This is a genomic window from Usitatibacter palustris (assembly GCF_013003985.1).
Classification (GTDB): Bacteria; Pseudomonadota; Gammaproteobacteria; order Burkholderiales; family Usitatibacteraceae; genus Usitatibacter; species Usitatibacter palustris.
Genome location: NZ_CP053073.1, coordinates 1,341,038 through 1,361,673, shown reverse-complemented (window position 1 = coordinate 1,361,673; position 20,636 = coordinate 1,341,038). Strand labels below are relative to the sequence as shown.

The window sequence follows — 20,636 nt, the reverse complement described above, 5'->3', positions numbered from 1 at the left end:
ATCGGAAGAGGGGCTGCCTACCCGTCACAAGCTCGGAGAGAGCCCAGGTCATTTCATGGGCATCTACTGCCGCGTCCCGTCACCGGCCGGGGGCCTCTTCGGCGGGGGGGCGGCGGGCCGGGGCGGCCGTGGAAGCCTGGGGATAGATGTGCGCGAGCATCACGCGGATCGGCAACGGATCGGCCGCGCCGGGCGGGAGATCCTTCTGGTGGCGGTCCCAGAACTGCCGGCCTTCGGCCAGCCGGCCCTCGGCGATGCGCGCCGCGGTGCCCGCGAGGACGAAGGTGACGCGGTCGCCGGCCGGCCACTGGCGGGCGGCCAGCAGGCGGTCGCTCGCCTCGCGCATGGTGCGCGCGTCGTGCCGGGCAAACGCTTCGTAGAGCGTCAGTCGATCCCTTTCGGCTTCACCGAGGGATCGATAGCAAGGCGAGGCGCGCAGGGTCGAGAAGATCTGGTCGATGACCTGCCCGCGCAGCACGGGCGTGACCTTGCGCAACATGCTCTCGACCGCGTCCACCCAGAGCCCGCGATTGGCCGCGCAGTTGGTGAGCCCTTCGCGCGCGAAGGAAAGCGTGACGAGATCGTTTGCGGGAATGCGGCTCACGGTCGTCGTGCGGCCGAAGAACAGGCCGACGACCTCCGCGGCGAGATAGGCCTCCCCGAGCCTCCTCGACGCGATCTCGCGCGGCGGGGCCAGCTCCTCGAGGGCGATGCGGCTGTCGCCATCGAGCAGCGCGCTGAACGGAACGAAGGTCTTCGGAACGTGGGCGAACTCGAGCGAGTTCTCGCGCGTGTACCGCGCCTTGGCCGCGTGCTGGTCGACGATCGGGAAGTAATCCGAATTGGTCGGATAGCGCGACTTGTTGACGAGGGGCTCGATCACGCGGCGCGTGGCGATCTGGTCGAGGCGGAGCTCCGCGATCGAGCGGTAGCCGATGCGGTCGAGCGTCTTGCTCAGCCCCTTGTGGCGGAAGATGTCGTCGAGCGACGCGGGAACCTTGCCGTCGCGCGCGGCCACCACGAGGACGTCGCCGGGCTGCATCGTGTAGATGCGGTAGTCGGGGAAGTTGCGGCCCAGCGCCTTGAGCATCGAGGCGAGGAGGTCGAAGTCGATCTCGTAGATCTGCAGCCACTGCATGAGGTAGCCGCCTTCGGCGACGTGGTCGCGAACGCGCGCGTAGAACTCGTCGGAGAAGAGCGTGGCCACCCCGCTCACCCACGGATTCGACGGTTCGGAGACGATCACGTCGTACTTGGAGCGGTTCGCCGCGAAGAAGGTCTTCGCGTCCTCGATGTGGATGTGGCTGCGCGGATCGGTGTAGGCGAGCGTGTTGAATTGCCCGAAGAGCTTCGCGCCCTCCACCATCGCCGGTTCGATCTCGATGGTGTCGACCCGTTGCAGCGTGTCCGCACCGAGCAGCGCGTGCGTCGTCAGGCCGGAACCGAATCCGATGTTGGCGATCGACTTCGCGCCCGGCTTGTGCGCGTGCGCGAGGGCCGCGATCAGCACCATCGTCGACTCGTCCTGCGTGGGCTTCTCGTTCGGGTTGAACTGGAGCGCCGCATCGGGCTTGCCGTTCGTGCGGATTCCGCGCTCCTTGCCGTTCGTGGTCACCGAGATCGTCGCGGTCTTGCCGTCCTTGTAGTACTCGAGATGCCAATCGGCCGGCGAGAGGAAGTGGTTGTAGCGGAAGATTCCGGACGACATCTTCAGCTTGTCGAGGTCGAGCGCGGTGAAGGTCGCCACCGCCACGATCGCCACGGCCACCGCGGGGCGCCACGCATTGCGCGTGCGATCCATCGCGAGCAGCGCGACCGCGGAGCCGGCGGCAATGTCGAACGCCGCACCCAGGCCCGTGAGCCCCTTCACGCCGAGCAACTCCATGCCGACGTGCGTGGAGAACGCGGCACCGACGATGCAACCGGCCGTGTTGGCGGCATAGACGCGGCCAATCGAGGCTTCGCCACCGCCGCGGGAAAGAAGCAGCGCAGTCGCCAGCGGCAAGGTCATGCCCGCGCACATCGCCGCGGGGAACATCACCGCCATCGACGACCAGTGGCCCATGATGTTGAGCAGCGTGTAGCCCTCGGGCGAGCGCTGCAGCGCGAACATCATCCAGCTGATGAGCTCGAGCACGCCTCCGTAGGCCGCGATGGCGAGGACGGCGAGGAATCCCTTGGCAAGCAGGATGCCGGCAAGCCACGCGCCCTGGCGCTCCGGCCGCGGCGCCCTGAGTGCCAGCACGAGTCCACCGACAGCCATGCCCAGGATGAACGCCGAGAGCATCACCTCGAATGCGTGCGTCGAGGCGCCCAGGCCCATCGTGAGCATGCGGATCCAGGCGATCTCGTACATGAACGACGCGGCGCCCGTGACGAACGCGATGCCCGCGATCGCGAGCGTGAGCCGCCGGGTCGTGTCGGCGGTCGGAGCCCGTTCGGGTGCGCGCGCGGATAGCGCCTTCGACAAACCCCACACCACCAGGGCCAGCAGGACGTTCATGATCCCGGCGGTGAGGATCGTTCCGGGAAGGCCGAGGCGTTCGATCAGGTAGAAGCCGCTCGCGAGCACGCCGATCGACGCGCCGAAGCTGTTGGTGAAATACAGCCACGACAGCGTTCGCGTGCTGTCGGTGGGATAGAGCCGCATGATCCCCGCGCTCATCAGCGGGAATGTCGAGCCGAGCAGGAGCGACGCGGGAAGAATCAGCGCCGAGGCCAGTGCCCACTTGAAGAGATCGACCGCGCCGGGTGAACCGAGCGCCGGGATCACGGACACGAACGCCCAGTCGATCACGCCGACGAACATTCCGTGGAAGGTGATCGCAAGCACGCCGATGCCGAGCTCGGCGATCGCGTAACCCATCAGCAGGTTCGGGATGCGATGCGTGAAGCGGCTCACGAGCCACGAGCCGAGCGCCATGCCGCCCATGAAGATCGCGAGCACGAGCGTCTGCGCGTAGGCCGCATGCCCCAGGAAGAGCTTGAGGTAGTGGCTCCAGATCGACTCGTAGATCAGGCCGGCGAAGCCTGAAATGGTGAACAGCGCGAAGAAGATGCCGACCGGAATTCGTGTCGTCATGATCGCCGCCTCGCGCCGGTCAACGTCCGGCCGGTCGGTCGCCGGCCTTCTCGACATCCTCCTCCGGCACCTTCGTTCCATCGGGTGCGGTCGGATAGAGGTGGGCGAGCATCGCGCGCACGGGAATCTGGGTCGAGATCCGCACGAGGATGCGGTCGCGATGTTGCTCCCAGAATTGGCGTCCCCCCTTGAGGTCACCCATCGCGATGCGCGCGCTGGTACCCGCGAGGACGAACGTCGTCCGGTCGCTCGCGTTCCAGCTGCGCGCCGCCAGCAGGCGATCGCTGAGGTCCTTCATCGCCGGCGCATCGAGCTTCGCGAACGCCTCGTAGAGCGCGACGCGGTCCTTTTCCGGCGCCGCCAGGTTCTTGAAGCAGGCCGAACCGCGAACATTGGAGAAGATGCGGTCGTTGACGGATCCACGCAGCACCGGCGTCACCGATCGCAGCATGTCCTCGAGGGCATCCACCCAGAACGTGCCGTCGAGCGAGCAGTTCGTCAGGCCTTCGCGCGCGAGCGAAGCCTGGATGCGTCCCGAGGGCGCGAGGCGCTTGCCCGGCGGAGCGTTGGTCAGGAACACGTTGGCCATCTCGACCGCGACGTGGGCCTCGCCGACGCGCTTGGAGGCGACGCTGCTCGGCTTGCTCAGTTCCTCGATCTGGATGCGCGAATCCTGGCCGAAGAGCGCGCCGAAGGGGATGAACGTCTTGGGAATGTTGTTGAACTCGAGCGCGTTGGCCTTCGTGAAGCGCGCCTTCGCGGCGTGCTGGTCGATGACCGGGAAGTAATCCGAGTTCATCGGATAGCGCCCCTGGTTCACGAGCGGCTCGATCACGCGCCGCGTGGCCACCAGGTCGAGGCGCATTTCCGCGAGGGAGTGGTAGCCCACGCGGTTGAGCCTCTCGCGCACCTTGGGCTGCTGGAACAGGTCGTCGCTCAACTCTGGCACCTTGCCGTCGCGCGCGGCGACGATGAAGATGTCGCCCGGCTGCGTGGTGTAGATGCGGTAGTCGGAGAAATTGCGGCCGAGCGCCTTCAGGACGGACGACACGAGGTCGAAATCGATCTCGTAGACGTGCATCCACTGCATGAGGAAGCCGCCCTCGTTGATGTGGTTGCGCATGCGCGCGTAGAACTCGTCGGAGAAGAGCGTCGCCACGCCGCTCACCCACGGGTTGGACGGCTCGGAGACGATCACGTCGTACTTGGAGCGGTTCGCCGCGAAGAACGTCTTCGCATCCTCGATGCGGATGTGGCTGCGCGGATCGGAATAGGCCGCGGCATTGAATTTCTCGAACAGGCGCGCGCCTTCGACCATCGCCGGCTCGATCTCGATCGTGTCGACCACCTGCACCTTGTCCGACCCCAGCAGCGCGACGGTCGTGAGGCCCGACCCGAAGCCGATGTTGGCGATGGTCTTGGCGTCGGGCTTGTGCGCGAGCGCGAGGCCGGCGATCAGCACCATCGTGGATTCGTCCCACGTGGGCGGATTGGCCGGACTGAACATGAGGCCCGCATCGGGCTTGCCGTTGGTGCGGATCGCGCGAAGCTTGCCGTCGCCGGTCACTGAGATCGTCGCGGTCTTGCCATCCTTGTAGTACTCGATGTTCCAGATCGCGGGATCGAGGAACTCGCCGCTGCGAAACACGCCCGACGCCATCTTCAGCTTGTTGAGGTCGAGGGCGGAGAACGTCGCCACCGCCACGATCGCAATCGCAACGGCGGGACGCCACGCTGTGCGGATGCTCTTGGTCACGAGGAGTGCCACGGCGGCACCCATGGCGATGTCGCAGGCCGCGCCGAAACCCGTGAGCCCCTTCACGCCGAGCAATTCCATGCCGACGTGCGTGGAGAATGCCGCGCCGACGATGCAACCGGCCGTGTTGGCCGCGTAGACGCGGCCGATCGAGGCTTCGCCGCCGCCGCGCGAGAGCAGGAACGCCGTGGCCAGCGGCAAGGTCATGCCCGCGCACATCGCCGCGGGGAACATCACCGCCATCGACGACCAGTGACCGGCGACGTTGAGCAGCACGTAGCCGCTCTCGGTGCGATTGAGCGCCGTCATCATCCAGCCGATGAACTCGAGCACCTGCGCATAGGAGGCGATCGCGAGCACCGCGAGGAATCCCTTGGCGAACAGGATGCCGGCGAGCCACACACCCTGGCGCTCCTGCCGCGGCGCCCGAAGGGCGAGCACCAACCCGCCGATCGCCATGCCCAGGATGAAGGCCGAGAGCATCAGCTCGAACGCATGCGTCGAGGCACCCAGGCCCATCGTAAGCATGCGGATCCACGCGATCTCGTACATGAACGACGCGGCGCCCGTGACGAATGCGATGCCTGCGATGGCCAGCGTGAGCCGCTTGGTCGCGTCGGCCGCCACCGTGCGCTCGGGCGCGCGGGCGGTAAGGGCTTTCGACAGGGCCCATACGAGGAGCGCGAGGCCCACGTTCATGATGCCCGCGGTCAGGATCGTTCCCGGGAGGCCGAGGCGTTCGATCAGGTAGAACCCGCTCGCGAGCACGCCGATGGACGCGCCGAAGCCGTTAGTGAAGTACAGCCACGAAAGCGTTCGCGTGCTGTCGGTGGGATAGAGCCGCATGATCCCCGCGCTCATCAACGGGAATGTCGAACCCAGCAGCATCGACGCCGGAAGGATCAGCGCCGAGGCCAGTGCCCACTTGAATAGATCAACCGCACCGGGGGAACCAAGCGCCGGGATCACCGAGACGAATGCCCAGTCGATCACGCCGACGAACATTCCATGGAAGGTGATCGCGAGCACGCCGATGCCAAGCTCGGCGATCGCATACCCCATCAGCAGGTTCGGGATCCGGTGCGTGAAACGGCTCACGAGCCACGAGCCGATCGCCATGCCGCCCATGAAGATCGCGAGCACGAGCGTCTGCGCGTAGGCCGCGTGGCCCAGGAAGAGCTTGAGGTAGTGGCTCCAGATGGACTCGTAGATGAGTCCGGCGAATCCGGAAATGGTGAACAGGGCGAAGAAAACGCCCACGGGGATTCGTGTCGTCATGGGGAGCAGTTCGGGTTCGTTAAGGGAAAGCCTGCGCTTGCTAGCAGGAAGCGTGCCTCAGGGCCTGTAGCCCGGGATCTGGGACTCGTTCACTTCGTCGATCTGCTCGGGGTCGAGGAATTCCCGCGCATAGCCGAGATACACCTTCTCGCGAACGAAAATGTCGAAGAGGTCCGGGTCGATATGGCCGTTCTCCTTGAAGCGTCCGAGAATGCCCAGGGATTCCGACAGGGTCTTGCCCGGCTTGTATGGACGATCCTTGGCAGTTAGTGCCTCGAAAATGTCGGCGATCCCCATGACCCGGGCCTGGACGCTCATCTGCTCGCGCGTGAGCCCCTTGGGGTAGCCCTTGCCGTCCATGCGCTCGTGGTGGCCGCCGGCGTACTCGGGCACGTTCACCAGGTGGCGCGGCCACGGCAGGGCCTCGAGCATCTTGATCGTGGCGACGATGTGGTGATTGATGATCTCGCGCTCGCCCGGGTTCAGCGTGCCCGCGGCGATGTTGAGGTTGGATTCCTCGTCCTTCGAAAGGAAGCGCTCGAGCTCGCCCTTCTCGTTGCGCAACTGGTATTTCGCGATCTGGGAGACGCGCGCCTGGTCCTCGGCGCGCATGCGTTCGCCGCCGATGTTCGTTCGGCGCAGGAATTCGCGATCGTCGTCGTACTGCCGGATCTTCGCCGCGAAGGCTTCCTCGGCGCGGCGCTCGCTCGCTTCGTCGTGCGCCTCGCGCGCCGCGAGCTTGCCGCGCATCATCTCGACCTCGGCTTCGCGCTTGAGGACCTCGAAGCGCGTGGCGACGAGCTCGATGCGGTCGAAGATCGTCTGCAGCTTGGTCGCCTTGTCGACGACGTGCACGGGTGTCGTGATCTTTCCGCAGTCGTGGAGCAGGCCCGCGATCTTCAGCTCGTAGCGGTCCTTCTCCGTCATGCGGAAATCCTTGAGCGGACCGTCCGCCGCGGCATGCGCCGCTTCCGCGAGCATCATCGTGAGCGTGGGCACGCGCTTGCAGTGGCCGCCGGTGTACGGGCTCTTGTCGTCGATCGCGGTGTTGATCAGCTCGATCAGGGATTCGAAGAGCACCTCGAGCTGCTGGATGAGCAGGCGATTGGTGAGCGCGATCGCCGCCTGCGAGGCGAGCGATTCGGCCAGGCGCTGGTCTTCCTCGCCGAAGCTCGTGACCCGGCGGGTGGCCGGGTCCGTCGCGTTCAGCAGCTGCAGCACGCCGATGATGTCGCCCTCATGGTTCTTCATCGGAACCGTGAGGAAGGACGTCGAGCGGTAACCCGTGCGCTTGTCGAAGTTGCGCGTGCCCGAGAAGTCGAAGCCCTCCTCGGTGTACGCGTCGGCGACGTTGACCGTCTTGTTGTTGAGCGCGGCGTAGGCCGCGATCATCGTGTTGTTGGGCTTGCCGTCCTTGTCGTGCAGCGGGATCGGGTAGAACGGAACGGGATTGCCGGAGGTGCCGCCCATCGCGATCGACAGGCTGTCGGTGCGCACGATCTCGAACTGCAGCTTGTCGCCCACGAGGCGGTAGAGCGTCCCGGCATCGGCGCGCGTGAGGTTCTTCGCGGCGATGAGGATCGTCTCGAGCAGCGTGTTGATGTCGCGCTCCTGCGAGAGCGCGATGCCGATCGCGTTGAGGTACTCGAGCTTGGAGAGGAAGTGCGTCTCGAGCGAGTGCGCGAGCTCCGAGGTGCCGCCGCGGGCGGCGATCGGAACTGCGCGCAACTCGTCGCGCCGCGTGGCCATTACTTGATGCAGACCGCCCGGACACAGGGCATGTCGGTCACGCCCTGAAGCACCTTTTCCATGCCGTCCATCTTGAGGGTCAGCATCCCGTCGGCGAGCGCCTGGGTGAACAGCTGCGCGACGCGAGCATGCTCCACGATGAGCTTCTTCGCGGCGTCCGTGCCCACCATCAACTCGTGCAGGCCGCAGCGACCCTTGTAGCCCGAGCCGCCGCAGATGTCGCAGCCCTTCGCCTTGTACATCACGTAGTCGCTCTTGCCGAAGCCGTAGTCCTTCTGGAAGCGCTCGAACACCCGCTTGTAGCCGGCGTTCAGGTCCTTCTTGAACTCGTCGGTGTTCTTGAGCTCCTCGCAGTACTCGGCGATGAAGTGCTTCACTTCCTCCTGGGTCGGCGTGTACGCCTCCTTGCACTTGCACAGGCGCTTGGCGAGACGCTGCGCGAGGATCCCGAGCAGCGCGTCGGCGAAGTTGAAGGGGTCCATGCCCATGTCGAGCAGGCGGATGATCGATTCGGGCGCGGAGTTCGTGTGCAGCGTGGCGAACACCAAGTGGCCCGTGAGCGACGCCTCGATGCCGATGGACGTCGTGTCCTTGTCGCGCATTTCACCGACCATGATGATGTCCGGGTCCGCGCGGAGGAACGATTTCATCGCCGTGGCGAACGTGAACCCCGCCTTCGGGTTCACCTGGCACTGGCGCAGTCCCTTCTGCGTGATTTCGACCGGGTCTTCCGCGGTCCAGATTTTTGTGTCGACGGTGTTGAGGAAGCCCAGCACCGAGTGCAGCGTGGTCGTCTTGCCCGAACCCGTCGGTCCGCAGACGAAGAACAGGCCATAGGGCTTGGACACGCAGGCCTTCAGCCGCTCCATGTTGGCCGGCAGCACGCCCAGCTTGTCGAGCGGGATCGGCTCGCCCGCGGCCAGGATCCGCATCACGACGTCCTCGACGCCACCCGCGGTCGGAATGGTCGCGACCCGCAGCTCGATGTCGAGCGGTCCGTATTTCTTGAACTTGATCTTGCCGTCCTGGGGCTTTCTCTTCTCCGAGATGTCCAGGTCGCACATGATCTTCAGGCGCGTGACGAGCGCCTGGCGGTAGGAGGCCGGCACTTCGATGTAATTCGCGAGTGAACCGTCCTTGCGGAAGCGGATGCCCACCTTGCCCTTGCCAGGCAGCGGTTCGATGTGGATATCGGAGGCGCCCTGGTTGTACGCGTCCACGATGATCTTGTTCACGAGCTTCACGAGCTCGTTGTCCGCGGCCGCCGAGACTTCATCGACGCCCCCGCTCGCGATGGCATCCTCCTCGTCGTCCAGGCTCGAGAGCAGGTCGCCGATGGATTCGTTGCTGCCCCCACCCGCGCCTTCGGCCCCGAAGTACTGGTCGAGCGTGAGCTTGAAGTCCTTCTCGGACGTGACCTTGTAGACGAACTTCGCGCGCGGGAAGACGTTCTCCACCATGCGCGAGCTCTTCACGCGCTCCGGATCGGTGGACATGATGACGATGCCCGCCTTGCTGTCCTCGAGCGGAACCCAGTGGTTGCTCTCGGCGTAGTCGCGCTTGATGTTCTTGAGCAGGTCCATCGACTTGATGCGGTCGGCCTTGAACGGCTCGTAGTCGACGCCGAAGAACTTCGCGAGCGCCGCGCCGATCGCCTGCGGCTTCACCTGGAACTCCTCGACGAGGATGTCCTCGACGTTCTTGTTCTTGCGCCGCGCGGTGCGCGTGGCGAGCTCGAGCTCGCCGGCCGCGATCACGTTGTCGATCACCAGGTACTCGAACTTCGACTGGATCGACCCGGGCATCGACTGGCGCACGCGGAAGGCGATCGCGAGCGTCTTCGAGAGCTCCACCACGCCTTCGTCGTGCAGCGCGGAGAACGGCTGGCCCGAGAGGTTGTTGATGAGCTGCACGACCCCCATGAGGTCCGTGCCGGTCTCGCCACCCAGGATGGGCGCGATCAGCATCTGCTTGGAGCGATACCCCGTGCGCTGGTCGACGGCCTTCAGGAACGCGAGGTTGGGCGAGTACGTCTTGAGCTCGGCGTCGTCGTAGACGTCCTTGATGTTCATGTGGCGCTTGTTGAGCGCCGCGAAGCCCGCAAGCGACGATTCGGAAATCGGCAGCTTGATGTCCTTGAACGAATTGAGGCCCGTCTTCACCTTCGAGACGATCGACCCGCCGTCCTCGCTGGTGATGTAGACCGTCATGCGATCCGCCTCGAACAGCTGGCAGATGTCGCGGGAGACATCGAGGATGATTTCGTCGACGTTCGCGGTCGAGTGGATCCGGTTCGTGACGACCTGGATCTTCTTCGAGAACGCGAGCTTCGCGCTCATGTCGGCGACGTTCGCCGATCCCGTGGTCCGTGGTTCCAATACTGCGCTCATGGTCACACCTGCCGATCTTTAGTCCGTCAAATTCACGGGGGTTAGAGCGAAAATTCCTGGCCCGTCTCGAGCATCCGCGGCCGCCAGCGTCCTGCGGCCACGCCGATTTCCCTCATGGTGAGCGCGCCCTCTCCGGGCTTCAAGTGCGTGATGAACACCTCGGGATGGCCATGCATCTTGGCCAGTTCCGAGGCGAGCGTCATCGGGCACAGGTGCTTCGATGCGGTGGCGACGTCCTGCTCCTTGTTGGAGAAGGCCGTCTCGATCACGAGGTACTTGAGGTTCTTCGCCTCGTTCACGGCTTTCCACAGGCCATCGTTCACCGTGGTGTCGCCGCTGTACACGAGGGAGGCCTTGCCCGAGTCGAGCATGTAGCCGACGGCGGGTACGGTGTGGTTAGCCGGAATCGCGGTGATTCGCCGGCCGTCGATCTCGACGGTCTCACCCACCTTGATCTCGCGATAGATCATGAAGGGCTTCTCGGCATCCGGAATCTGGGTGAAATCGGGCCATAGCTTCCAGTTGAAGAGGTGCGACCTCAGGATGTCGAGCGTTTCGGCGATGGCGTAGACCACGATCGGCGTGCGCCGCATCCAGCACACCGTATCCACCAGGAACGGGATGCTCGTCACGTGGTCGAGGTGCGAGTGACTCACGAAGATGTGGTCGATCTTCGCCAGACCTTCGAGCGGCAGGTCGCCGACGCCGGTCCCGGCGTCGATCAACACATCGTCGTCGACCAGCAGCGCGGTCGTGCGCAGGCTTCCGCCGATGCCGCCGCTGCAGCCCAGTACCCTGATCCGCATCTCCAGTCCTCGGGCGCCGCGGCCCTCGCCCTAATTATGGGCGCAAGCTTGGGGCCCGATTGTGCACCAGCGCACAGAATTTTCGTGCACCGCGCGGCATCCGGCTCAAGGCTTGTAGAAGAACTCCATCTTCACGCCCGCGATCTCGATGAGGTCGTGGTCGTTGAGCATGTGAGCCTGCGCCCCCAGCGACGCGCCATTGAGCGTCGGGTAGGTAGCCCCTTCCACGTGGGTGACGAAGTAGCCGTTCGGGCGCTTCGTGATCACCGCCACCTGCAAGCCGGGCTTGCCGATCGTGGTCAGGTTCTTGGTGAGGTCGAGGGTACGGCCGGCCGCGGCGCCCGAAAGCACCTGGATGGCCGCTTCGCGCAGCGAGCTGGCGCCACCGGCAGCACCACCGCCGGCGGCAGCCGGGGCGGCCGCGGCAGGCGGCGGGGGCGGCGGAGCCGGAGGAGCGACCGGGGACGGCGCCGGCGGAACCGTGGCGGCCGCCTTGGGCTCGGGCACGAACGCCTTCATCCCGGTTTGCGTATCGCCGAGGTTGGGCGCGGCCGGCGCGGCGGCAGCGGGTGGCGGCGCAGCCTTCGGGCTGCGGATGATCATGGTCTTCTCGAAGTCCGCCGCGCTCGTCGCGGTGGGCGCGTCGTTGAAGTACTTGAGCTTGTGCTTGCCGATCTCGATGACGTCGTTGTTCTGGAGGAAGTGTTTCTTGACCGGCTTCCCGTTGACCATGGTGCCGTTGGTCGAGCCCAGGTCCTCGATGAACGAGTCATTGAGGATCGTGATGATCGCCGCGTGCTCGCCACTGACCGCGAGGTTGTCGATCTGGATGTCGTTATGCGGCTTCCTGCCGATGAGGGTTCGCTCCTTGGAGAGCGTGTGCTCCTTGAGCACTTGCCCGTCGACACTCAGGATCAGCTTGGCCATGGTCGTTGTCCTTGCGTGGTGCTTATTGTGTGCGTTACCTGAAAATTGACTTGAGGCGGGCGAGCCAGCCGCGCGCGACGCCGAAAGGCTCCGCGACCCGGATCAGCATGGCCGAGATGTTGTCCCGGCCCCCGTTGTCGTTCGCGGCCTGGACGAGCTGCTGAACCGTCAGCGTGGGATTGGTTTTCAGCGTGATCAGCGTCAACCGGATCTCCTCGTCCTCGACCATGTCGCTCAACCCGTCCGAACACAGCACGTACGTATCTTCGGGCTGCGTCTCGTACACGTGCACCTCGGTCTCGACCGTCGGGTCGATGCCCAGGGCGCGCGTCACCAGATTCTTGTTCTGCGAAAGCTTGGCCTCTTCCGCCGTGATGAGGCCCGAATCGAGTTGCTCCTGCAGCAGCGAGTGGTCGCGGGTCACCTGCTCCATCACTTCCCCGCGCAGCCGGTAGAGCCGCGAGTCGCCGATGTGCGCGACCGTGAGGAAGTTGTCGTAGAACAGGCACACCACCAGCGTGGTGCCCATCCCCGCGCATTCCGGGTTGTTCTGCGAGGTCGTGAAGATCGCGCTGTTCGCGCGCGCCACCTGCTCCACGATCAGCTTCTCGGACAGCGCCTTCGCTTCCTCGCGGCCCAGCCGGTCGACATCCCTCGGCCGCCACGTTTCCTGCAATCCATCGGAGATGAGCGAGGTAGCCATGCCGCTGGCGACTTCGCCGGCGTTGTATCCCCCCATTCCATCGGCCAGCACGTACAGGCCGATCTCCGGACGTGCTTCGATGCAATCTTCGTTGTGGTCGCGTACGCGACCCGGATCCGTCTGGCTCGCCTGATGCAGCGCCGTGGAAAGGGTCATGCGCACCTCCGAGGCGCCGGGACGCGCGCGCGCGCGACCACGTGCGTGCTCGAATCCCCTTTGCAGTGCGCCCACTTTTCCATCGCCGTTCCGGTCTCTTGTCGGTTCTGTCTTGTTTGCGTTCCTACGGCCGACCCGCACCCCTCAGCGAAACGCGCAAAAACTCGCTTTTATAATAACTTAAAAAGTATTATTGAGAAAGAATCCCGGTTCCGCCCCGATGTCCCTGATTTTGCACGAGACTTTCGGGCCCAAGCGGCCGGAAATCGTGGCCTTCCGGCCATGCCGCTGGCATTATACGATTCGATCTGCGGGGCATCTTCGCAGCCCCGGATGTTCATCGAACAGACTTCCCCGGAATCCCCTTTCGCGAGGCCAAATCATGGACCGCTTGCAAGACGTCGACCCGCTGGAAACCCGCGAATGGGTCGATTCGCTCGACGCCGTTCTCGAGATCGAAGGGCCGCAACGCGCCCACTTCCTGCTCGAGCAACTCGTCGACAAGGCGCGCCGCTCGGGCGCCTACCTGCCCTACAGCGCGAACACCGCGTACATCAACACCATCCCGCCCCACCTCGAGGAGCGGATGCCCGGCGACAGCGAGATGGAAGCGCGGCTGCGCTCGATCGTGCGCTGGAACGCGGTGGCGATGGTGCTGCGCGGCGGCAAGAAGGACCTCGATCTCGGCGGCCATATCGCGAGCTTCTCGTCCGCGGCCACGCTCTATGACGTCGGCTTCAACCATTTCTGGAACGCGCCTACCGAAACCCACGGCGGCGACCTCCTCTACATCCAGGGTCACTCCTCGCCCGGTGTCTATGCGCGCGCGTTCCTCGAAGGACGCCTCACCGAAGCGCAGCTCGACATGTTCCGGCAGGAAGTCGACGGCCAGGGCATCGCGAGCTATCCGCACCCGTGGCTCATGCCCGATTTCTGGCAGTTCCCCACGGTATCGATGGGCCTCGGCCCGATCCAGGCGATCTACCAGGCGCGGTTTCTCCGCTACCTCGAGCATCGCGGCATGGCGAAGACCGAGAACCGGAAGGTCTGGGCGTTCATGGGCGACGGCGAGATGGACGAGCCCGAGTCGCTCGGCGCCATCGGCCTCGCATCGCGCGAGAGCCTCGACAACCTCATCTTCGTCGTGAACTGCAACCTGCAGCGACTCGACGGCCCGGTGCGAGGCAACGGCAAGATCATCCAGGAGCTCGAGGCCGAGTTCCGGGGCGCCGGCTGGAACGTGATCAAGGTGATCTGGGGCGGCTACTGGGATCCGCTCATCGCCCGCGACAACGACGGCCTGCTCCTGCGCCGGATGGAAGAAGCGGTCGACGGCGAATACCAGAAGTTCAAGAGCCGCGACGGCGCGTACGTGCGCGAGCACTTCTTCGGCAAGTACCCGGAGCTCAAGGCGCGCGTGGCGAACATGTCCGACGAGGACGTGTGGCGCCTGAACCGCGGCGGCCATGATCCGAACAAGGTCTACGCGGCCTATGCCGCGGCGATGCGCCACAAGGGCCAGCCGACGGTGATCCTCGCGAAGACCGTGAAGGGCTACGGCATGGGTGCGGTGGGCGAAGGCAAGAACATCGCGCACCAGCAGAAGAAGATGCCCGTCGAAGCGCTCAAGCAGTTCCGCGACCGCTTCAACATCCCGATCGCCGACGACAAGATCGCCGACCTGCCGTATTACAAGCCGGCCGCCGATGCGCCGGAGATGAAATACCTGAAGGAGCTGCGCGGCCAGCGCGGCGGATCGCTGCCGCAGCGCCGCTCGAAGACCACGAAGCTCGAAGCGCCGAAGCTCGAATCGTTCAAGGCGCTGCTCGAAGCGACCGCCGCGGGACGCGAGATCTCCACGACGATGGCGTTCGTGCGGATGCTCACCGCGCTCGTCAAGGACAAGGCGCTCGGCAAGAACGTCGTACCGATCGTGCCGGATGAATCGCGCACGTTCGGCATGGAGGGCCTGTTCCGGCAGCTCGGCATCTACTCCTCGCTCGGCCAGCTCTACGAGCCGGAGGATTCCGACCAGCTCATGTTCTACAAGGAAGACAAGAGCGGGCAGATCCTGCAGGAAGGCATCAACGAGGCGGGCGCGATGTGCTCGTGGATGGCGGCGGCGACGTCGTACTCCAACAACAACGTGCCGATGATCCCGTTCTACATCTTCTACTCGATGTTCGGCATGCAGCGCATCGGCGACCTCGCGTGGGCTTCCGGCGACATGCGCGCGCGCGGCTTCCTCGTCGGCGGTACGGCCGGGCGCACGACGTTGAACGGCGAAGGCCTGCAGCACGAGGACGGCCACAGCCACGTGCTCTCGTCGACGATCCCGAACTGCCGCTCGTACGACCCCACGTTCGCCTACGAAGTCGCGGTGATCGTGCAGGACGGCCTGCGCCGCATGGTCGAAGAGCAGGAAGACGTCTTCTACTACCTCACCGTGATGAACGAGAACTACCCGCACCCCGCGCTGCCCGAAGGCGCGCGCGAGGGCATCCTCAAGGGCATGTACAAGCTCACGGACGGCGGCGAGACGAAAGGTCCGCGCGCGCAATTGCTCGGTAGCGGAACGATCCTGCGCGAAGTGATGGCCGCGGCGGAACTGCTCAAGAAGGACTGGGACGTCACCGCCGACGTGTGGAGCTGCCCGAGCTTCAACGAGCTGCGCCGCGACGGCATCGCCACCGCGCGCTGGAACATGATGCATCCGACCGAGAAGGCCCGCGAGTCGTACGTCGAGCGCTGCCTGGGTGTCGCGAAGGGGCCGGTGATTGCCTCGACCGACTACATGCGCGTCTTCGCCGACCAGATCCGCGAGTTCGTGCCGCGCCGCTACAAGGTGCTCGGCACCGACGGCTTCGGACGCAGCGATTCGCGCGAGAACCTGCGGCGCTTCTTCGAGGTGAATCGCTTCTACGTCGTGGTGGCCACGCTGAAGGCGCTCGCCGAGGATGGCGAAGTTCCCGCGGCGAAGGTCGCCGAGGCGATCCGCCAATACGGCATCGACATCGACAAGCCCGCGCCCTGGACGGTGTAACGCGCAGCACGTAGTGACGACAACAAAAGAAAACGAGGAGAACGCGTTGTCCGCGATCGAGATCAAGGTGCCCGACATCGGCGACTTCAAGGACGTCCCGGTGATCGAGCTGCTGGTGAAGCCCGGCGATGCGGTGAAGAAGGACGATTCGCTCGTCGTCCTCGAATCCGACAAGGCCACGATGGAAGTGCCCTCTCCGATCGCCGGTGTCGTGCGCGAATGGAAGGTGAAGGTCGGCGATTCGGTGAGCGAAGGCACGCTCATCCTCACGATCGACGGTGTCGCCGCGGCCGCGAAGCCCGCACCAGCACCGGCACCCGCGCCGGCTGCGAAGGCCGCCCCGATGCCCGCGCCTAAACTCGCGGAAGTGCCCAAGCCCGCAACGCCGCCCGCGGCTGCGCCGGCACCGGCACCTGCAGCGAAGGCCGCGGCACCTGCTGCGCCGTCGCCCACTCCAGCTCCCGCGCCCGCACCGGCCACCGCGCCCGTGCAGCAAGCGCCCCTGCCCGCGCGTGAAGGCGCCGTGCCTGCGCACGCAAGCCCTGGCGTTCGCCGCTTCGCGCGCGAGCTCGGTGTGGATGTCGGCCGCGTAAAGGGCTCCGGCCCGAAGGCGCGCATCCTCAAGGAAGACATCCAGTCGTACGTGAAGACGGCGCTTGCCGGCGGACTCGCGACACCCGCGCCCGCGGCTGCGAAAGGCGGCGGTCTTTCCGACCTCGGCCTGCCCGCATGGCCGAAGGTGGACTACGCGAAGTTCGGCCCGATCGAAGCGAAGCCCCTTTCGCGCATCCAGAAAATCTCCGGACCCGCGCTCGCCCGCAACTGGGTGATGATCCCGCACGTCACGCAATTCGACGAAGCCGACATCACCGAGCTCGAGGCATTCCGCGTTCGCGTGAACGAGGAGAATGCGAAGTCGGGCCAGAAGATCACGATGCTCGCGTTCCTCATCAAGGCCAGTGTGGCGGCCCTCAAGAAATTCCCGGCGTTCAACAGCTCGCTCGACGGCGACAACCTGGTGTTCAAGAACTACTGGAACGTCGGCTTCGCGGCCGATACGCCCAACGGCCTCGTGGTTCCCGTGATCAAGAACGCGGACCAGAAGGGCGTGAACGACATCGCGCGCGAAACGTCGGAGCTCGCGGCGAAGGCTCGCGACGGAAAGCTGGGCCCGGCCGACATGCAGGGCGGCACGTTCTCGATCTCCTCGCTCGGCGGCATCGGCGGAACGATGTTCACGCCGATCATCAACGCGCCCGAAGTCGCGATCCTCGGCGTGTCGAAGTCCGCGATGAAGCCCGTGTGGGACGGCAAGGCTTTCGCGCCGCGCCTCATGCTCCCGCTCTCGCTCTCGTACGACCACCGCGTCATCGACGGCGCGTCGGCTGCCCGCTTCACGGCATATCTCGGCCAGGTACTCGCCGACATGCGCCGCGTCGTGCTCTGAGGGAACGTCCATGGCACTCCTAGAGGTCAAGGTCCCCGACATCGGGGACTTCCAGGACGTCCCCGTCATCGAAGTCCTCGTGAAGCCGGGCGACACGGTCGAGAAGGAGCAATCCCTCGTCGTGCTCGAATCGGACAAGGCGACGATGGAAGTGCCGTCGACGCACGCGGGCACGGTGAAGGAAGTGAAGGTGAAGGTCGGCGACAAGGTGACGATGGGCGTGACGATCGTCATGCTCGAAACGGCCGCAAGCGCTGCCGCCTCCGCACCCGCCGCAACGGCACCCGCACCTGCTGCGGCACCCGCACCGGCCACCTCGGCAAGCGACATCAATGTTTCCGGCGCTGAACTCGCCGCAGTCCTCGCGTCCTCGCCTTCGAAGGCCGCGGAGGTGCGCGAGGTACTCGCCTCCACGCTCGCGAGCCTCGAAGCGGATTACCACGCGGAAGTGCTCGTGCTGGGCTCCGGTCCCGGCGGATACACCGCCGCCTTCCGTTCCGCCGACCTCGGCAAGAAGGTCGTGCTGGTCGAGCGCTACTCAACGCTGGGCGGCGTGTGCCTCAACGTGGGCTGCATTCCGTCGAAGGCGCTGCTGCACACCGCCAAGGTCATCACCGACGCCGAGGACGCCGCGCACCATGGCGTGACCTTCGGCGAAGCGAAGATCGACCTGGATGGTGTGCGCAAGTTCAAGGAAGGCGTGGTGGGCAAGCTCACCAAGGGCCTCGCCTCGCTCGCGAAGGCGCGCAAGGTCACCGTCGTCACCGGCAAGGCGCAGTTCACCGGTGCACGCACGCTCGAAGTGGAAACGTCCGAAGGGAAGAAGGTCGTTTCGTTCGAGAACTGCATCATCGCGGCCGGCTCGCAGTCGGCGCGCATTCCCGGCTTTCCCTACGACGACCCGCGCCTGCTCGATTCCACGACCGCACTCGACCTGAAGGACGTTCCCAAGCGCCTGCTCATCATCGGCGGCGGCATCATCGGCCTCGAGATGGCGACCGTCTATGACGCGCTGGGCTCGAAGGTCACGGTGGTCGAGTTCATGGATCGCCTCATCCCCGCGGCCGATCCCGACATCGTGAAGCCGCTCGCGCGCCGCATCGAGAAACGCTACGAGAAAATCCTGCTCAACACGAAGGTGGCGAAGCTCGAGGCCGTGGCCAACGGCCTGCGTGCCACGTTCGAAAGTGCGAAGGGTGGCGAAGCCGCGCCCGCACCGGAGATCTACGACCGCGTGCTGCTCGCGGTGGGCCGCCGTCCGAATGGCAAGGCGATCGCCGCCGACAAGGCCGGTGTGAACGTCGACGAGCGCGGCTGGATTCCCGTCGACAACCAGATGCGCACCAACGTGCCGCACATCTACGCGATCGGCGACATCGTGGGCGAGCCGATGCTCGCGCACAAGGCGTCGCACGAAGGCAAGCTCGCGGCCGAAGTGATCGCGGGCATGACCCACCACGTGTGGGAAGCCCGGACGATCCCGAGCGTTGCGTACACGGATCCCGAAGTGGCCTGGATGGGTTTGCAGGAGCCGGAAGCCAAGGCGAAGGGCATCGAGTACGAGAAGGCGATGATCCCGTGGGCCGCGAGCGGACGCGCGATCGGCATGGCGCGCGAGGAAGGCGCGACCAAGATCCTCTACGAGAAGGGCACCCGCCGCATCCTCGGGGCCGCGATCGTGGGCATCAACGCGGGCGAGCTCATCGCCGAGACCGTGCTGGCACTCGAGATGGGCGCGGACGCCGAGGACATCGGCCTCACGATCCACGCGCACCCGACGCTCTCCGAGACCGTGTACTTCAACGCCGAGATGGTCGAAGGCACGATCACGGACCTGATGCCCCCGAAGCGCTGATGGCCGACGCGGCGGACTGGGGCGCGCGATCCCGCGCCGTCTTCGCGGGTGCGGCCGACCCGAAGAAGCTCTCGACGGCGGTCGTCACGTTCCACAAGCAGCTCGACGAAGTCATCACCGCGACGATCCAGGGTCACGCGGTGCCGATCGCCTGCTCGCGCGGCTGCCACTACTGCTGCAGCCTCCAGGTCGAGGTGCAACCGGCCGAGACCTTCACGCTCGCCGCATGGCTCAAGCGAACGTTCGCACCCGATCGCCTTGCCGCCGTGCTGGAGAAACTTCGCGAGAACGCGCGGCGCACGCGCGAGATGGGGCTGGAAGCGCGCAAGCGGGCGAACATTCCCTGCGTGCTCCTGGGCAACGACGGCGCCTGCACCGCCTACGCGGCGCGGCCCGCGCAGTGCCGCAAGTTCAACTCGATGAATCTCGAGACCTGCAAGGCCTCCTACGCGAACCCGGCCGACGACTCGATCGAAAGTCCGGAGCACCGTGCCATCTCGCACAACGCCTCGGTGATCATCGCGCAGGCGCGCAACGCCATCCGCGACGCGGGCCTCGACGACACGAGCGCGGACATGAACCTCGCGTTGCTCGAAGCCCTCGAGGGCTCGGTGGCCGAGCGCCGCTGGCGCTCCGGGAAGAAGGCCTTCGTGAAGTAGAGGGGTCAGATCCCTTTACTTTCGCTCGAAAGTTAAGGGATCTGACCCCTCTACTTCACGGAAGGACCGCGGGCGCAACGAGAGCCAGCGCAGCGAGCACGGTGAGGCGCTTGGCGCCGAAGAAGCCACCTTCGCGCGATTCGGCGTCGATGATGCCCGCGACCTCGTGCGTCTCCGAGAGGATCGGAACGCACGCCTCCGATTGCACGTCCGCATCGCACACGTAGAAGCTGCCCCCCGAGGCGACATGCCGGCGCACATCCTCGATCACCGTCGCGCGACCGGTCAGTCCCACCGTGCTGTTGGTGCTCGATGCGGCGAACTCGTGCGTGAGCGGAAACTCGGCGCGGCTGGGTCGACCGAGGTAAGCGAGCTTCACGAGGACCGGCACGCCCGCGGAATTCTTGCGGGCCTGGTAGATCCCGATCCAGTCTGCGCCGGTCGTCTCCTGCGCACGGGCGACAAGCCGCCGAAGCATGGCAAGGCGCCGCGTCGTCTGCTCGGAGCGGCCGCCGAGGATGCCAATGAGGTTGTAGGGCACCGGTGCCAGCTGGTCGACGATCGAGCACGAGCCGTCCTCGCTCAGCATCGGCACGGGATACGCGTAGAGGGCGGCGGGGTCTTCGACCTCGACCGCGCCCGCCATCGCACTGACGAGATCATGGATCGCGAGCTCGATATCGGCCTCGCGCCCGACGAGGCTCTCGAGCCCCGCCATGCGCAGGTAGGCGCTGATGCGCTTGACGGTGGGTTCGCTCATCGGCGACTCTCTGGCTCCAGCTTGC

Annotated in this window: 12 protein-coding genes; 4 read left to right on the top strand and 8 right to left on the bottom strand. The window is 65.6% G+C overall.

Annotated elements, in window-relative coordinates:
* Window positions 1-79 precede the first annotated feature (79 nt).
* The 7 genes from DSM104440_RS06980 to DSM104440_RS06950 all read right to left on the bottom strand — a co-directional run bounded on the left by DSM104440_RS06980 (window position 80) and on the right by DSM104440_RS06950 (window position 12,847).
* A complete protein-coding gene (locus DSM104440_RS06980; protein ID WP_171161310.1) occupies window positions 80-3,082 on the bottom strand; it encodes a spermine/spermidine synthase domain-containing protein in 3,003 nt (1,000 codons plus the stop codon).
* A 19-nt stretch (window positions 3,083-3,101) separates the two neighbouring features.
* Complete coding sequence (locus DSM104440_RS06975; protein WP_171161309.1) at window positions 3,102-6,116, bottom strand: spermine/spermidine synthase domain-containing protein; 3,015 nt, start codon at window positions 6,114-6,116, stop codon at window positions 3,102-3,104.
* A gap of 57 nt (window positions 6,117-6,173) precedes the next feature.
* Window positions 6,174-7,865, bottom strand: a complete 1,692-nt coding sequence (locus tag DSM104440_RS06970) for an HD family phosphohydrolase (RefSeq protein WP_171161308.1) — start codon at window positions 7,863-7,865, stop codon at window positions 6,174-6,176.
* Complete coding sequence (locus DSM104440_RS06965; protein WP_171161307.1) at window positions 7,865-10,255, bottom strand: GspE/PulE family protein; 2,391 nt, start codon at window positions 10,253-10,255, stop codon at window positions 7,865-7,867. Before DSM104440_RS06965 ends, DSM104440_RS06970 begins: the two co-directional genes overlap by 1 nt.
* Window positions 10,256-10,296: 41 nt before the next feature.
* Window positions 10,297-11,061 (bottom strand): MBL fold metallo-hydrolase, encoded by a 765-nt coding sequence (locus DSM104440_RS06960; RefSeq protein ID WP_171161306.1) that lies wholly within the window; start codon window positions 11,059-11,061, stop codon window positions 10,297-10,299.
* Window positions 11,062-11,166: 105 nt separating this feature from the next.
* Entirely contained in the window at window positions 11,167-11,988 is an 822-nt protein-coding gene (locus tag DSM104440_RS06955; protein ID WP_171161305.1) for an FHA domain-containing protein, read from the bottom strand.
* A gap of 34 nt (window positions 11,989-12,022) precedes the next feature.
* Window positions 12,023-12,847: a Stp1/IreP family PP2C-type Ser/Thr phosphatase gene (locus tag DSM104440_RS06950; protein WP_171161304.1), complete on the bottom strand. Its 825-nt coding sequence runs from the start codon at window positions 12,845-12,847 to the stop codon at window positions 12,023-12,025.
* Window positions 12,848-13,229: 382 nt separating this feature from the next.
* Here DSM104440_RS06950 and aceE point away from each other — a divergent pair, with 382 nt between their 5' ends.
* From aceE to DSM104440_RS06930, 4 genes are read left to right on the top strand one after another with little or no spacing between them, the layout of a single operon-like run.
* Complete coding sequence (gene aceE, locus DSM104440_RS06945; RefSeq protein WP_171161303.1) at window positions 13,230-15,890, top strand: pyruvate dehydrogenase (acetyl-transferring), homodimeric type; 2,661 nt, start codon at window positions 13,230-13,232, stop codon at window positions 15,888-15,890.
* A 46-nt stretch (window positions 15,891-15,936) separates the two neighbouring features.
* Complete coding sequence (locus DSM104440_RS06940) at window positions 15,937-17,337, top strand: dihydrolipoyllysine-residue acetyltransferase (protein WP_212758249.1); 1,401 nt, start codon at window positions 15,937-15,939, stop codon at window positions 17,335-17,337.
* A 10-nt stretch (window positions 17,338-17,347) separates the two neighbouring features.
* Entirely contained in the window at window positions 17,348-19,192 is a 1,845-nt protein-coding gene (lpdA, locus tag DSM104440_RS06935; protein ID WP_171161301.1) for a dihydrolipoyl dehydrogenase, read from the top strand.
* On the top strand, window positions 19,192-19,851 hold the full coding sequence (locus DSM104440_RS06930) for a YkgJ family cysteine cluster protein (RefSeq protein ID WP_171161300.1): 660 nt from the start codon (window positions 19,192-19,194) through the stop codon (window positions 19,849-19,851). The genes lpdA and DSM104440_RS06930 overlap by 1 nt, the downstream gene beginning before the upstream one ends.
* 55 nt (window positions 19,852-19,906) lie before the next feature.
* Here the strand turns inward: DSM104440_RS06930 and DSM104440_RS06925 are convergent, their stop codons facing one another.
* The gene (locus tag DSM104440_RS06925; RefSeq protein WP_171161299.1) at window positions 19,907-20,611 is read right to left on the bottom strand and encodes a GAF domain-containing protein; all 705 of its coding nucleotides are present in this window, start codon (window positions 20,609-20,611) and stop codon (window positions 19,907-19,909) included.
* Between the last annotated feature and the right edge of the window lie 25 nt (window positions 20,612-20,636).